Source organism: Streptomyces sp. NPDC006610 (genome assembly GCF_040611575.1).
Lineage (GTDB): Bacteria > Actinomycetota > Actinomycetes > Streptomycetales > Streptomycetaceae > Streptomyces.
The window spans coordinates 15,196-28,845 of the sequence record NZ_JBEXOP010000047.1 but is presented as its reverse complement, the minus strand read 5'-3'; the positions used below and the strand labels follow the sequence as shown (position 1 = coordinate 28,845).

Annotated in this window: 15 protein-coding genes and 3 pseudogenes; 6 read left to right on the top strand and 12 right to left on the bottom strand. The window is 70.4% G+C overall.

Going from position 1 to position 13,650, the window contains the following annotated elements; genetic code table 11:
* Window positions 1–74: 74 nt before the first annotated feature.
* From ABZY13_RS29095 to ABZY13_RS29085, 3 genes are all read left to right on the top strand, one after another.
* Window positions 75–614, top strand: coding sequence for a hypothetical protein (locus ABZY13_RS29095; protein ID WP_356635936.1), 540 nt, complete (start codon window positions 75–77; stop codon window positions 612–614).
* A 71-nt stretch (window positions 615–685) separates the two neighbouring features.
* Complete coding sequence (locus tag ABZY13_RS29090; RefSeq protein ID WP_356635934.1) at window positions 686–1,612, top strand: DUF4238 domain-containing protein; 927 nt, start codon at window positions 686–688, stop codon at window positions 1,610–1,612.
* 193 nt (window positions 1,613–1,805) lie between these two features.
* Window positions 1,806–2,513, top strand: a complete 708-nt coding sequence (locus ABZY13_RS29085) for a DUF3800 domain-containing protein (protein WP_356635932.1) — start codon at window positions 1,806–1,808, stop codon at window positions 2,511–2,513.
* 197 nt (window positions 2,514–2,710) lie between these two features.
* Here the strand turns inward: ABZY13_RS29085 and ABZY13_RS29080 are convergent, their stop codons facing one another.
* Window positions 2,711–2,893: a hypothetical protein gene (locus ABZY13_RS29080; RefSeq protein WP_356635930.1), complete on the bottom strand. Its 183-nt coding sequence runs from the start codon at window positions 2,891–2,893 to the stop codon at window positions 2,711–2,713.
* 29 nt (window positions 2,894–2,922) lie between these two features.
* Here ABZY13_RS29080 and ABZY13_RS29075 point away from each other — a divergent pair, with 29 nt between their 5' ends.
* Window positions 2,923–3,831: a DUF2399 domain-containing protein gene (locus tag ABZY13_RS29075; protein WP_356635928.1), complete on the top strand. Its 909-nt coding sequence runs from the start codon at window positions 2,923–2,925 to the stop codon at window positions 3,829–3,831.
* A gap of 306 nt (window positions 3,832–4,137) precedes the next feature.
* Here ABZY13_RS29075 and ABZY13_RS29070 read toward each other — a convergent pair whose 3' ends face one another.
* On the bottom strand, window positions 4,138–4,860 hold the full coding sequence (locus ABZY13_RS29070; protein ID WP_356635926.1) for a 3'-5' exonuclease: 723 nt from the start codon (window positions 4,858–4,860) through the stop codon (window positions 4,138–4,140).
* 523 nt (window positions 4,861–5,383) lie between these two features.
* Here ABZY13_RS29070 and ABZY13_RS29065 point away from each other — a divergent pair.
* Together ABZY13_RS29065 and ABZY13_RS29060 are read left to right on the top strand one after the other, a co-directional pair.
* Window positions 5,384–5,599: pseudogene (locus tag ABZY13_RS29065) on the top strand (carbohydrate ABC transporter substrate-binding protein); the annotation flags it as partial.
* A 622-nt stretch (window positions 5,600–6,221) separates the two neighbouring features.
* Window positions 6,222–6,425 carry a hypothetical protein gene (locus ABZY13_RS29060; RefSeq protein WP_356635924.1) on the top strand — a complete coding sequence of 68 codons (204 nt, stop codon included), beginning with the start codon at window positions 6,222–6,224 and terminating at the stop codon, window positions 6,423–6,425.
* 617 nt (window positions 6,426–7,042) lie between these two features.
* Here ABZY13_RS29060 and ABZY13_RS29055 read toward each other — a convergent pair.
* The 10 genes and pseudogenes from ABZY13_RS29055 to ABZY13_RS29010 all read right to left on the bottom strand — a co-directional run.
* Window positions 7,043–7,420, bottom strand: coding sequence for a fic family toxin-antitoxin system, toxin component (locus tag ABZY13_RS29055; protein ID WP_356635922.1), 378 nt, complete (start codon window positions 7,418–7,420; stop codon window positions 7,043–7,045).
* On the bottom strand, window positions 7,420–7,659 hold the full coding sequence (locus ABZY13_RS29050) for a hypothetical protein (protein WP_356635920.1): 240 nt from the start codon (window positions 7,657–7,659) through the stop codon (window positions 7,420–7,422). The genes ABZY13_RS29055 and ABZY13_RS29050 overlap by 1 nt, the downstream gene beginning before the upstream one ends.
* Before the next feature lie 19 nt (window positions 7,660–7,678).
* Window positions 7,679–8,473: a helicase associated domain-containing protein gene (locus ABZY13_RS29045; protein WP_356635918.1), complete on the bottom strand. Its 795-nt coding sequence runs from the start codon at window positions 8,471–8,473 to the stop codon at window positions 7,679–7,681.
* Window positions 8,362–10,137, bottom strand: a complete 1,776-nt coding sequence (locus tag ABZY13_RS29040; protein ID WP_356635916.1) for a DEAD/DEAH box helicase family protein — start codon at window positions 10,135–10,137, stop codon at window positions 8,362–8,364. The genes ABZY13_RS29045 and ABZY13_RS29040 overlap by 112 nt, the downstream gene beginning before the upstream one ends.
* Window positions 10,138–10,156: 19 nt before the next feature.
* Entirely contained in the window at window positions 10,157–11,095 is a 939-nt protein-coding gene (locus ABZY13_RS29035; RefSeq protein WP_356635984.1) for an ankyrin repeat domain-containing protein, read from the bottom strand.
* A 171-nt stretch (window positions 11,096–11,266) separates the two neighbouring features.
* Window positions 11,267–11,521 (bottom strand): hypothetical protein, encoded by a 255-nt coding sequence (locus ABZY13_RS29030; protein ID WP_356635914.1) that lies wholly within the window; start codon window positions 11,519–11,521, stop codon window positions 11,267–11,269.
* A 178-nt stretch (window positions 11,522–11,699) separates the two neighbouring features.
* Window positions 11,700–12,101: a hypothetical protein gene (locus tag ABZY13_RS29025; protein ID WP_356635912.1), complete on the bottom strand. Its 402-nt coding sequence runs from the start codon at window positions 12,099–12,101 to the stop codon at window positions 11,700–11,702.
* A gap of 156 nt (window positions 12,102–12,257) precedes the next feature.
* Complete coding sequence (locus ABZY13_RS29020) at window positions 12,258–12,473, bottom strand: transposase family protein (RefSeq protein WP_356635910.1); 216 nt, start codon at window positions 12,471–12,473, stop codon at window positions 12,258–12,260.
* 259 nt (window positions 12,474–12,732) lie between these two features.
* A pseudogene (locus ABZY13_RS29015) lies at window positions 12,733–13,221 on the bottom strand (ISAzo13 family transposase); the annotation flags it as partial.
* A pseudogene (locus ABZY13_RS29010) lies at window positions 13,219–13,527 on the bottom strand (transposase); the annotation flags it as partial. The pseudogenes ABZY13_RS29010 and ABZY13_RS29015, both read right to left, overlap by 3 nt.
* Between the last annotated feature and the right edge of the window lie 123 nt (window positions 13,528–13,650).

The following is a 13,650-nucleotide window of genomic DNA, read 5'->3' as shown; positions in this document are numbered from 1 at the left end:
GCCGCAGCGCAGTCCCGCGCACTGTCCCGCCCCGCCGCGCGAGGGAGCTCGCCGACCAACACCCGGCGACGTACGTGGCGTTCGACGTCCTCGCCCATCCTGCGGCGGGCTTCCCCGACCTTCGGCCGCGTCCGTACACGGAACGGCGCCAGGTCCTCCTGGACGTGCTCGCCGACACCGGCCCGCCGATCGAGCCGGTGTGGTCGGCCACCGACCGGGACGAGGCTCTGGTCTGGCACGCGGCGCTCGAGGGGACGGGCGTGGAGGGGATCGTGGCGAAGCCGCTGCGGTCGGCCTACAAGGCGGGCCGGGTGTGGTCGAAGGTGAGGCACGCGGACACAGTCGACGCCACCGTGGGCGGCTTCACTGGCACGGCCCGGCATCCGAAGGCCCTCGCCGTACGGCTGCCCGACGGACGCGTCGCGCTCTCGCAGAGGCTGACCACGGCGCTCGCCTCCGTCGTCGGCCCGCGCCTACTCCCCCAGGCCGAGCGGGCATTCACGACGGCCGGCGACTCCTACCGCCCGCCGTCGACGACGTGGTGGTGGTGGAGGTCGTGGCGGGCACCACCCGCCACGCGGTCGTCAGTGTGGTACGGCTGCGCTGACCCGTGACGATGTCGATCGACAGCCGGGACCGGGAAACTCTGAGCAGGTGGAGAGGGGTACTTGGCAAAATTCGGTGTGTGGGAACAGCACAGGAGACATCGCGGCAGCACCTCGTATCCAAGGTCCTGCTCGAAGAGTTCACGGCGCCCGAGCCGAAGGGCAGTAGCCAGCAGCTGCTGCCGTTCGACCTGCACCACCCCGGGCGCGTGCACAAGCGGATGCATCCCAGCCGATGCGGCTGGATCGAGAACTTCGTCGCCGTCGACTCTGCGTCCGTTGAAGCACTGTGGAGCAACACCGAGAGGCGAGTGAAGGCGGCAATCGCCGCCGTGCGCGCCGGCGCTCCGTTCGCCGACCCGCTTCACGTCGGCGTGCTGCGCGACCTGGTCGTGCTCCACTACGTCCGGTCGCTCCACTACCGGGATGTGCACGCCGACTCAGTCGAGCGGGCCCGCGCGCACCTGGTCGCCAAGGTGGTCAGCCAGTATTCGGAGCAGTTGCGCCTCGAGGCACTGCGTGAGACGGGCCTGTATCTCTCCGGCCCGGCTTCCCTTGGCGCCTTCGCCGAACGCCTCATCGACCGGTCCACGATCATGCGCGACCGCGAGAGCGGCAAGCTCTTCCGCACCAGCATCGAGGACACCTTCCACAAGATGCGGGACCTGGCGTCGAAGCGGCGGCTGGAGGTGATCACGCCCGAGACGGGCCAGTTCCTGATCGGCGACAACCCGGCCCTGACCCTGTGCGTGAAGGAGAGCCGCACCATCTACGGCATGGCGTTTGGTGACGCCCAGACCCTCATACTGCCCATCGGCCCACGGCACCTGCTGTCCCTGGGCGCCGAGGACGTCGCGCTCACTGTCCCCCAGACGTTCGTCGACCGCCTCAACGCCTTGCAGGTCCACGCCGCCCACCGCTTCGTGTACCTGCACCCCGAGAGCGGCCTGGAGCCGTTCGTGGAACGTGCCGCACAGCGACGACCGTCCGGGGATCGCACCAGGTGATCGTCATTGGGGTACCTCTGCGGCGGCCTAGGGCGTCAGCCTGCGTATCCGAGCCGACCGGCTGATTCGATTCCAGGTAGCGGCAGTTCATCCGTCACACCGGTCGGCGTACGGAGTGACGGAACCGGGCGGCGCTACCTGGTCCGCCCACAATGAGTGCCGACGTGTGTATGACGGGCCGTAATCTTTCTCTGTGCTGCTGACATACGTCGATGAGAGCCACTCGAGCGAGGTCTACTTCCTCGGTGCCGTGCTCTGCCCTGAGACCGAGGCGATATCCCTCACCGAAGCCCTCGACGAAGTGGTGTGGAAGGCCATTGCTTCGTATGGCAACATCACGCCTGACACCGAACTGCACGGATACGACATCTTCCACGCAAAACGCGACTGGGATCATCTGTCAGGTAAGCCGAGAGCACGTATCGGTGTCTATGCCGACGCGCTCCAGGCCATCGCAGATCACGACGTGAAGATCATCATGACGGGAGTGGATCTGGTCGGCCTGCGTCGGCGCTACGGCGAGAATCATGATCACCCGCACTCCATCACGCTCACTCATCTACTGGAACGTGTGGACGAGTTCGCGAAGCGAAGCAGCGAGTTGGCTCTGATCATCGCTGACGAGTGCGAGGGCCAGGAAGGCTATCGCCGTGAGCTGAGGCAGTATCGGGCCACCGGGACCTGGGGATACAAGGCCAGGAAGATCACCACCGTGGTCGACACGATCCACTTCGCCGCTTCATCAGCAAGCCGGCTGCTTCAGGCCGTCGACCTGGTGTCCTTCCTCTTCCACCGCATCCACATCGACGCGGACAATGACCCGCGCGCCAAGAAGGCCAATGAGCAGCTGTGGGCAAGGGTGGAGCCGCGGGTGGTACATCGCCGCGTCTGGTACCCGTAGGCGCACGAAGGCCCCGCTCGCTGGCGGGGCCTAAGGCTGGACGGGCGACCGATTTCGCGGCCACCTGCGGGAAGAACTTTACCACTTTAAGCCCCCGCGCGGGAAGAGAGTATGCACTCTAAAGCAGCTCTGACCTGCGCGTTCTTCTCCACTGTTTGGTCCTGGGCAAGCCACCGCGCCGGGGTCGCGTGTCGGGGTCAGCTGCGCCAGCGTCCGAGCCAGCCGCCGGCCTTCGAGTCCTGCGCCATCGCCTGCTGGCGCTCCTGCTCCTGGCGCTCGTGTTCAGCCTGTCGCTCCGCTTCGACTGCCCGGGCCTTGCAGTCGTCGCACAGGTGCGGGTGACTGTCCCAGCGGCTGACGACGGCACTCTCGTCCGTCATCGGCCCACGCCCTGCCCCCCACCGCACCGGTGCGGCCGGACGACACCGGATGGGACGGCCTGCGCCGCCGCGGCAGCCTCGCCCGCCTCCTGCAGCACCCCCACCCGGAACAACTCCTGGCCGCCGCCTTCGCCGTCCTGCACCATCTGCCCGCCTCAGCACGCGTCGACCGGCGCCGCCTGGCCCACACAGCCGTCGGCAGCCCCCACGCTCTGGACGCCGGAACCGAACTGGCTGCGCTCGTCCTCGCCGAAGCCGCCACAGCCCGGGCCGACACCGGGGCCAGCACGTCAGTCCGCGAGGCCTGGGACAGGCTCGGCGTCGACCTCGACACCCTCACCGGCGGACTGCTCACCCTGGGCGTCCATCCCGCCGGCTGGCACATCCCCCCGGGCCGGCCCAGCATCCTGCTCCCGTGGGTGCTGCACCGCGCCACCTGGCCCGCACCCCGGCACAGCGAGGACCGGTGGGTCTTCCTCACCGAGAACCCCTCCGTCACCGCCGCGGCCCTGGACGGTGACCCGGGCGACCTACGGCTGCTGTGCACCGTGGGCACCCCTTCGCGTACGGAACTGGACGCCGTGGCGCGCCTGGCGGCGACAGGGTGGCGCATCGCCGTGCGCGCCGACTTCGACTGCGCCGGCCTCGCCCTCGTACGGGCCGTCATCGACGCAGTACCCGACGCCGAGGTGTGGCGCATGACAGCCGCCGACTACATCACGAGCCTGCACCCGGCACCGTTCGACGCGGGCGTGCTGGATAGGAACCGGGTGGGCGAGACACCCTGGGACCCCTGCCTCGCCGACGTCATGCGCGCCCACGGCCGGCCCGCCTACGAAGAAGCCCTCATCGACCAACTCCTTGCGGACCTGCGGCAAGGCCGCCCTCCCGGCAGCGCGCCGGCCTCGAGTTGCCCGGTCAACGCACGGATGCCCTGAGTATCGGCCGCACGGCAGTCAGTTCCTGATGACGCAACCGGATCTTCCCCTCGCCCGACCGGCCCAGGAGCACCCACGCGTGCCTGAGCCGATGGCCGCCTGCCGCGAGACGCACGGCCTTCATCCACGGGCCACTGCTGTTCGCCGGTGACTTCGGCGCGCGGGAAGCCGCCGCCACGCAGCACACCCACCCGGACCACCGCCTCCAGACGCGCGCCGAGGACCACTCGGAGGTCAACCAGCCAGCACCGGACCGCCACGCTCGCTGCTTGACCAGTGACCGCAAGCACCTGACGTCGGCATGGGCTACGCCGCACCGGCAAGGCGGTGCAGGCGCCGCAGCAGCGTTCGGCACTTCTCGGCAGCGTCATAACAGCCGCCCAAGCGCTGGTTGCGGTACTGCAGGCGGTCAGCCGACCACAGCCCTGTGACCACCGCGGCCGGTCCCATGGCGTCCTCCCAGCGGGCCTGGCCCAGCCATGCCCGCACCGGTGAGACGTCCTGATGATGGCGCAGCAGTTCCCGAGCAAGGACGCCGCGGTCGAAGCGAGCCTTGTAGGCGACGCAGCGCCGCCCTGCCAGGACGCCGGTCAGCTCCGGGAGCAGGTCGGCAAAGCGGGGAGCGCGGGCAACGTGTGAGGGGGTGATGCCATGCAGTTGGCTGGCCGTCGCCGTGATGGGCTCACACGGGTTGAGCATCTCGTTCACCACCGTGCGGCCCGTGCCGTCCAGCACGGCGATCTGTACCGCCCAAGCCTGCCGGCCCAGACCGGCGGTCTGGACATCGACCACCAGCAGGGCCCGATCGGCCAGCACCGCGCGCGCCCAGCGCGCCGCCTGCTCTCGCTGACGGAACCAGGAAGACGGTCTGCGCAGGATCCGCACCGCATCGTCCAGACACAGACACTGCTCGGCCGCGGACTGCACGTGCCACAGGCCGTCGCCGTCCGGACGGGCGTGCAACGTTCCCAGGTACCGCTCGCCGTCGTAGAGGACCCAGGCGGGCCGCTCTGTGTCGTCGGGCCGCACAAACCGCACAGGCAGGCCATCGACCCGCCGGCTGAAAGCATCTCCCCACTCGCCCGCGGACCCGGAGCAGCCCTGGGCCCACCACCCGCCCCGAAAGAGACGGTGGGCAGCCTTCCGGCAGGGGGGTTCTGCGCGCTCCATTCACTGATCATGGAATGCCTTGCGCCGCCCGCCGTCCGCGCCCGCACGACACGCCGGGAGGACTCATCCCGCAAGCGCATACAGCCCGGCAACGAACCCCAGGAGCGCGACACGAGGTCGACGGTGTCCTCGGCCGTCCGTAGTCGGCGCCGAAGAGCGCGGCCGCCGGGCGGGCATCTTCGCCGGGGGAGCCGGGCGGCGGGTGCGACGGGGAGCAGTGGCGGTGCGCACGTACCCGAGGGCCACAGGCCGGGTTTCGGAGGACCCATGGAAGCGGCGGGAAGCCGTCCCGGGGCGGCCGATGAGCAGTGGCAGTAGCCGAAGGAGCCGAAGAGGTCGACGGTGATGGTGACCTTTCCGTCGGCGGTGGAGGCGCCGTCCGAAGGAATCCGGGCTCTACGCCGAGTACGAGAAGCTCAACCCGGGCGTCACCATCAAGCAGACCGACACCGAGGACGAGGCCGACTACTGGAAGTCCCTCCAGACCCGCCTCGCGGGCGGCGGCGGCCTCGCGGACGTCCAGGGCATCGAGGTCGGCCGGATCGTCTCCGTCGCCCAGCAGCAGGCCGACAAGTTCGAGGACCTGCGCAAGTACGGCGGCCTCTTCGTGGGCCCGGGCAGGGCAGGAGCGGCGCCCCTCGTCCTCGAGTAGCCGGCGGTACGCCCGACGCGGGACCGCCGTCTACTTCGAGTTCATCGTCCGCCTGATGAAGGTGGTCCTGCAGCTTCTGGAACGCCCGACGCGAGACAGCCGCCCAGTTCGGGTGCTCATAGGCCACATCATCGAGATGGACAGCGAGTTCCCGGCACGCCCAACGCGGGGCCGCCACCGACTTCGAGTGACTTCCGTCACCTGCCGAAGGGTCCCACGCGGCAAGTACGCCTGGTGTCAGTCAACACGGTTCCGCACCAGCGTTTCCGCAGGTCAAGGGTCGTGCAAAGACCAGTGCCGAGTTGCCTTGTTCGACAACTGGTGACGCTGGTCGCTGCTCGCGGGCGTTCCCGCAGATCAACTGCGGCATCCGTCCGCTGCGGACGCCGCCAGTCACGGGCCGGGCCATCCGCTCACATGTGTGGTCAGGCCTGTCTGCGGCATTTCCGCCCTGCTGTCTACTGGGTTCAGCGTCGACGCGGAGAGGGGCCGCCCCCCGACAGGGGCGACCCCGTTTCCCTCCGCGCGTCGCCCAGTCGAACCCGAACCAACAACGGAGGAGATACCAATGGTGCCAGCAAAGATCGAGGTCGAAGGAACTGATGTGCTCCGCGTGCGGCGGCCGTCGACGGAGACGGTCGGTATCGGCGCCGCCCTCCTGGCCGTCGCCGGCGACGTGGCCAACGTGATCCCCGAAGGACCGGCGTCGGGCGCCGTGATCGCTGGGGCCGCGGCGGTGTACGTGGCCAAGCGCTGCCTCTACCGCCCCTAACGCCGCCGGGCGCGGGGAGCGGCACCCTCAAGGGCTGCTCCCCGCCCGTTCTACCCCGGCGCCCACTCGTCGGCCGCGACGGGACCTCAGGGCCGTTCGGCTACAGATAGATGTCATGCAACTCCGCGGCGAGAGCACCGTTCACCGGCGGTGTCGGTGAGCCGCACACGGTAGGCGCGGCCGCCGATGTCGACGCGGACCACAGCACCGGCGGCAGCAGAACCGCGGAAGACGATGCGGCACGCGCCGAACCGCGTCCCGCTCCCGATCCGCCCCCCGCCGGCAGCTCTGATCACCACCGGCGGCGGAACGCCGCACCCGCACGCCCGGCACCTGACGAGGCGTGGGCACGGGCCAGCCGCCAGTCGCCCAGGCGAACGGCCATGGCCGGCATGCGCACCTCCTGCCGGCCCACTGCCCCACCGCCCGGCCGGGCGGACGCACGAGCTGACCGAGGCATGCCGGTCGCTTCACGACCTCGCACGAGGAAAAGAGGCGGGCGAGCAGGGCGCTGCGGATCTGCTGCAGGTGCTCATCTCCGGGGTCCTGTGGTGCTGAGGGCGCAGTGCGCCGGGGTGCTCACGGTGCAGCGCGGAGCGGGTTGCGGGCCTGCGCTGTCAGGTGGCGGTGGGCCAGGTCCTCAGCAGGGCGGCGATCTTCCCGGCGGTGCAGGCGGGGTCGAGGAGCAGGTCCTTGAGGGCAACGGCGTCCTCGCGGGCAGGTTTGACGGGAATCCCGGCGGCTTCGAGGTACATGACGCCGGAGGCTGCGGCGACGGCCAGGTTGGAGCGCTCCAGCCAGCGGCACCGGCCCAGCGTGTGCACCAGGGCGGCGGCCTTGGCGTAGGGGCCGTCGTAGACGGGCTGCTCGAACAGCTCGGCCCGGTGGCGGGCGACCGCCGAGACGGGGACGCCGTAGTCGTCGGGGGCCGGATCGTCCGCCCCGGCGGCCTCGGCGACCTGCAGGATCCAGGGAACGTCGATGTGCAGGTCCATCAGGCCGCGCGCGCTCCGCGGGGCGCCTGCTGGGCCTGTTCGGCCTCGTCGAAGACCGCCTGGTGCTCGGCCAGGAAGCGGGCGGCCGCGTCCACCGCACGGGCGCGCAGGCCGCTGGCGTCATCCTGTACCAGCCGGGCGAGGTAGTCCCCGATGCTCAGTCCCAGGTCGGCGGCGCGCTTCCTGGCGAGTTCCGCAACGTCCTCGTCCACGCGCGCGCCCAGCTGTGTCTTCGCCATACCAGCATGGTAACAGCCGTTACCGCACTGCGGCGACCGCCGCGGGAACGACGTCCTCGTCCGTCCAGTCCCCGTCGAACAGAGCGGCGACCAGACGTACGTGGGTGCCGGGGAGCTGGCCGGAGCGGTGCCGGTGGCGGGTCTTGGCCAGCCATGCGCCGATCTTGACGGTGTCGCCGTCGACGCGCAGGGTCTCGCGGGCGGTGGGGGCGCGGCCTTCGCGGTGGAGGAAGAGCTCCAGGAGCTGGACGGTCTGATCGAAGGTGCGGCGGGTGCGGCGGGACGGGGCGAGGGGGTTGGTGTCGGGGGTGAGGCCGAGGGCGGTCATCAGGTGCTGCTGGCCGGGGTGGAGGGCAGGCCAGATGGTGAGCTGGCGGTGGAGCCAGGAGCCGATCTTCACCCCTGCCAGGAGGGTGTCGCGGGTGAGGGCGGCGGGGTCGGCGCCGTCGGCGAGGTGGGCGCGGAGCAGGTGGTATTTGCGGTGCCAGTCCGCGCCATGCGGGAGGCGCCAGTCGGGGGCGAGGGCGGTCAAGGCGTCCGCGCGGGCCGCATCGAGGGTGGATTTGGCGGCGAGGTGGCGTTGTTCGGCGAGCCAGGCGCCGACGGGGGTGGTGGCGGGGGCGGCGAGGTGGCCGTGGGCGCGCAGGTAGTCGGCGGCTGCGGCCAGGCGGGCGCGCCAGGCGGCGTCGTGCTTGCCCCAGATCATGCCGAGGGCGTCGAGTTCGGCGATCCAGTCCGGTTCGAGGCGGCCGGCGGTGCGGGCGTCGCGCATCGTGGTGATGAACGTGCCCAGCTTGTAGCCGGTGGGGTCCACGTGATCGGCGGGGACGTCGAGGTGGCCGTACTGTCGCGGTAGGACTGGGCGGCGGCGAGGCCGAGGCGGCGGGAGCGGGAGACGGCCGGGTCGCGGGGGTCGAAGGAGACCAGGTCCATCGCGCGGGCGATGCGTTCGGGGTGGACGGTGAAGTCGAAGTGCCAGCGGCGTGCGATGACGTCGCTGGTCTCTTTCGGCAGGCGGTTGGCCTTGTCGGGGAGGCGTTCGAGGATGCGGTGGTCGTGGCTGGCCAGCGCGCCGGCGATCGCCCAGACGGGCTCGTAGGGAGTGCCGAGGATGTCCTCGCTGTCGGCGCCGGGCGGGATGTAGACGGGGACGATCAGGGAGGCGGTCTTGCCGCTCACGTCCAGGCGCAGGGCGCGGCCGAGGGCCTGGACGCAGCGGATGACGCTGCGGGTGGGGTCGGCGAAGACGACGGCGTCGACGCTGGGGATGTCGACGCCTTCGGCGATCAGCTTCGAGTTGGCGAGGATCGCGGTGTCGGCGGCGGCGAAGTCGGCGAAGATGTCGGCACGTTGGGCGGGGGTGTGCTCGCCGTGGGCGAAGAACAGCTTCGGGTCGACGCCGGGCACGAGGTCGGGTTCGGTGCGGGCCAGCAGGCGCAGAGTGTGGGGCAGTTCGCGGGCGAAGCGGCGGGCGTCGGAGACGAGGTGGAAGTAGACCAGCACCTTCTTCAGGCCGTGCTCGGTCATGGCGCGCAGCACGGACAGGTGCAGGGCGGTGGTGCGCAGCGCACCGTCGTCCTTCTGCTTCTCCGCCGGGGTGGTGCCGGGCGGGGCCGCGGTGCCCGGGGCGGGCATGTTCAGGCGGCGGCGCAGGTCGGTGTCGGTGAGGGTGGGCACCACGATCCGGTAGTCAGCGGCCCGGCCGTCCTCGACGGCCTGGGCGAGGGGGTAGTCGACGACCTTCTTGCCGTACACCTGCTCGTTGTCCATGGAGTTGGCGAGCGCATCGACGTCTGGCCCGGCAGCGGCGGGGCGGCGGCGGGGGCGGGTGGTGTCGGCGGATTCGGCCAGGTCGGGGGCGGCGAAGATGCGGGGGGGGGTGGCCGTCATGTACAGGCGGCGGTGTGCGCGGATGCGCTTCGCGTCGTTGGCGATGGCCCACTTCTTGTCCGAGCGGCCCGCGATCCGGTGCGCTTCGTCCAGGACGGCCAGGTCGAACGGCGGGACGGCGTAGCCCGTCTTCTGAGTCTGCTCGATCTTGTCCAGGGAGTCGTAGGTGCAGATCACCGTCAGGGCCGGGATCTGGTCCTCTGCCTCCCCCACCACCGACATCAGCCCGCCCAGCGCGTGCGGGCTGATGGTCGACATGATCCGGGCGGCGACCAGGTCGTCGCGGCCTGCCGCGTCCAGGGAGGAGACGATCACCATGTGCTCGCCGTGGCCGTCGCGGCGCCAGGCCAGCGCCGTCTGCGCGGCCAGGTCCAGGGTGGGCACCACGAACAGCACCAGGCGTGCGCCGAGTGCGTCCGCCACCCGGATCGACACCAGCGTCTTGCCGGTGCCCGTCGCCGACACGAACAGTCCCCGTGCTCCCGGACGCCGCAGGTGCCCGGCCAGCCGCTTGACCGCCCGGGTCTGGTCGGGAAAGAGCCGCGCGCGCTCGCGGCGGCCGGGGCACGGCCGTTCCACCACCGTCATGACAGCTCCTCTCCTGAAGTCAGTGGCTCCAGTAGTCGCGGCGGGGCAGTTCGACCCACACATCGGGCGGTCCGGCCACGGCACGGCTGTCGGTCGGGCACAGTCCTGCGAAGGCGCAGGCGTAGGCGACGGCATTGTGCTGGTAGAGGTAGGAGGCGAGCACCTGCCCGCAGGTGTCGTTCTCACCCGGTGCTCCGCCGGGGTGCAGGTCTGAGCCCTCGATGATTCCATGACGGGCGATGCTGCCCTGGTTGCCGCTCTTGGGATTGGCGTAGAGGCCGTAGCAGAGAGTGCCGGCGGACAGCCGGGCCAGGACGCCCGGCATCTGCGGCGCGTATCCCCAGGGCTGGGTGACGATGCAGCCGCCCGGCACGGACGTCACGCCGACGATCTGCAGACTCTCGTCCATGTCGTAGGCGTAGGGGTCCTCCAGCAGCTCGCTCAGCACCTCGAGGAGGCCGTCGTCCACCACCGGCGTCGCTTCAAGGCGGCGCGCCGCCTCGGCCGCGTCGATGCCCGCCACGCAGGCCAGCCCCGTGCCGTCGTAGTGGAACTCGCCCAGCGCCGTGGTGAGCCGGTGGGCCTCCTGCGCCGCCGCACGCTCGGTGTCACTCAGGGACACCCCTTCCGGCGCCCGGAACAGCTCGGGCGTCGGCCCGGCCAGGCTCAGCCGCCCCGGCGACCAGCCGCCGAGCGAAGGCCGCCAGGGATCGGCCCCGGCGGCGGCGAGCGCCCGTGCGTTGGCTGGCTTCCTCGACATGACGGCTTCCCACAGGGCCGTCACCCCGTTCTCCAGCGCGTCCACGTCCGCTACCCGGCGGGCAAGTTCCGTCACAGCCTCCGGGGAGCCGAACACCGCTGCCCGGTGCAGGGGCCGGCTCCCGTTCCAGCTCTCCGGATCAGCTCCCTGCTCCAGGCGCCGGCGGATCTCGCCAGCATCCGTCCAGCCCCAGCCCATGCCCGCCCAGCCGTCACTCGCCGCCACCGCTCCCCCTCGAACACAGCGCATCCCGCTCCACTTCATCACGCTCCCGCCCGACAACAGGACAACGGCACGAGCACACCCTGGACGAGGTGGCCGCTGCCCTGGGCGTGCGGAGGGCGACCGTCGGCGGCTGACCGTTGGGCTCTACCCCGCCTCCGAAAGCACCGGCACCCCGCGGAAGGACACGGACCCCTCGGCGGCACGGGCCATCGCCCCCGCCCCGCCCGCAGCGCCCACCCAGCCGACGAGCGGGGCGCCGAACGTCACGGGCGGGGCGCCGGAAGCCGCCGCCGTACCTGTGGCCGAGCACGCGCCGGGCAGCGCCATCAGGGCGGGTCGCGGCGGGCCCACCGCGACGCACCAGCTCAGGTCACCGCCGCCCAGCCGTGCGGTGGTCACAGTTCCAGGACGCGAGCAGGTGGTACCTGATCACCGGGTGCCAGTTGGCCGGTGATGATTTGCTGGCGCAGGACATCGGCCAGGAGGCGGTAGGGCGGCCTGTCCGAGGGCTGCGGCAGCCGGCGTTCCGCAGTTCCCTGTTGTCCCCGGCGAGGCCTGCGGGAGGCTTGGCTGTCGCTCATGAAGCGTCCTTGCGCGCGACGGGGCTGCGGTGGAGCTGACGCTGCACCAGCGTGATCTCCGGTGTGCCGTAGGCGGTGGTCACGCCGGAGATCGTGTAGCCGGAGGCCTGGGAGAGCTCGCGCAGGGGGTAGCGGCGTGCCGGCTGGAACTCCCGGGCGTAGGCGAGGAGCAGACGGATGCGGCGGTCGGCCTCTTCCTTCTGTGTCCGGGCTTGTTCCAGGGCGAGGATCAGGGGGTCTTCGCCCGTGGCCAGGGCGGCGGCTTCCAGATTGTCGGCGTACTGCGTGCGCTGGAGTTCGCTCTGCTCACAGGCGTCGGCGAAGCAGTCCTCGGGGGTGACGCTTCCCGGCTCGGGCAACGGGCAGAGGAGGGCGGCGAGTTCACTGATCGGATGCATTTTCCGATGGTCGTAAATTTTTACGAAAATCGCAATACCCGGGGAAGGGTTCGGCCCCGCACGGGGCACGTGTCCCGTGCGGCGGACGGGTGGACTCGTCTTCCGTGATCGCTGGCCCGGGCGGTCATGGCCAGAGCCCTAAGGGCCCGCAGAGAATCAACATGCTGGTTTGATCTTCGTGGGGCTGCTGTTGGCGAGGAAGGCGGTGACGTCAGCGGGTGTCCGGAACCTGGCTGTCGAGGGTGGAATGGTGCAGCCGTACTCGGCCAGGAGGGGCTGGACTTGGTGAACGGCCCTGGTGAGGGTGCTGGTGTTGATACCGAAGAGCTGGGCGAGCAGGTCACGGGTGCCGAGTTTGCGCAGGTAGAGCACGGTGGCCAGGATTCTGTCGGCGGTGGTCAGCTTGTCCTTGGCCCCGGCGCCCCGGGCACGGATACGTTCGCCTCCTCGCTGCCGGAGCCGTCCTTGCTCACGTGACTCGTCGATTTTTCTTGGCCAGTTGGCCGATAAGTTCGTCCAGCGCCGGTTCGGGCATGCCGGTCAGCTCGGGGTTGCGCAGACACCCGGTGCAGGGCTGTGGGGACGGGTCGCGGGCCGGCCGTGGGGTCGTGGCTGCGCTGGCGGTGTCGAGAGGTCGGGGGTGGAGGGTGTAGTTCCAGTCGCCGTGGAAACGGTGCCGGTGCATGGGCAGAGCGTCGATGTCGCTGTCGGTGACCTTGATGCCGGTGTCGTAGGTGCCCGGGTCGAGTTCGGCGTGGACGGTCAGCCCAGCGCGGGTGGTGGTCGCCGCGATGCTGTTCACGATGACGTCGTGGCTGGTCAGCGGGCGGCCCCGCCAGTTCATGGAGATGTGGGAGAACAGCCGGTGCTCGATCTTGTTCCACTTCGAGGTGCCCGGCGGTATGTGACAGACCGAAATGTTCAAACCCGTCTCGGCGGCCAGGGCGGAGAGTTCCGTCTTCCAGGTGCGGGTGCGGTAGCCGTTGGACCCGCCCGCGTCCGCGGTGATCAGCAGACGGGTGGCGGCCGGATAGTCGTGCCGGCCCCGGGCCTGCCACCAGCGGCGGATGGAAGCGACAGCGAACGCGGCGGTGTCGAGATCCGTGCCGACACTCACCCAGCAGTCGAGCTCGCCGCGGGAGCCCAGTTCGTCAAGGACCAGCCAATGGAGCTTGGCCCACACCCTGGCCTTCGTCCACTCGGCGAAGCGTCGATGGGCCGTGGCACCCGACGGCCCGAACGACGCCGACGGCAACTGCTGCCACGTGCAGCCGGACGTGGCCACGAACACGATCGCGGCCAGCACCTCCCGGTCACCATGCCGACGACGGCCACCACCCAGAAGCCGCACCGGCGCCTCCGGCACCACTCGCTGGAACAGCTCCCACAGCTCGTCCGGCACCAAGCGCTCAACGATCCCCACCATGGCCGTCGGACTACCCAGGCAGCCAGATGAGATGACTTATAAAGATCAAGCCAGTACATCACTTCAACTTGGCCGCCGAAGTGCTCCACGGGGAAGGCGATTCGTCCAGGGCGCGGGCGGCGA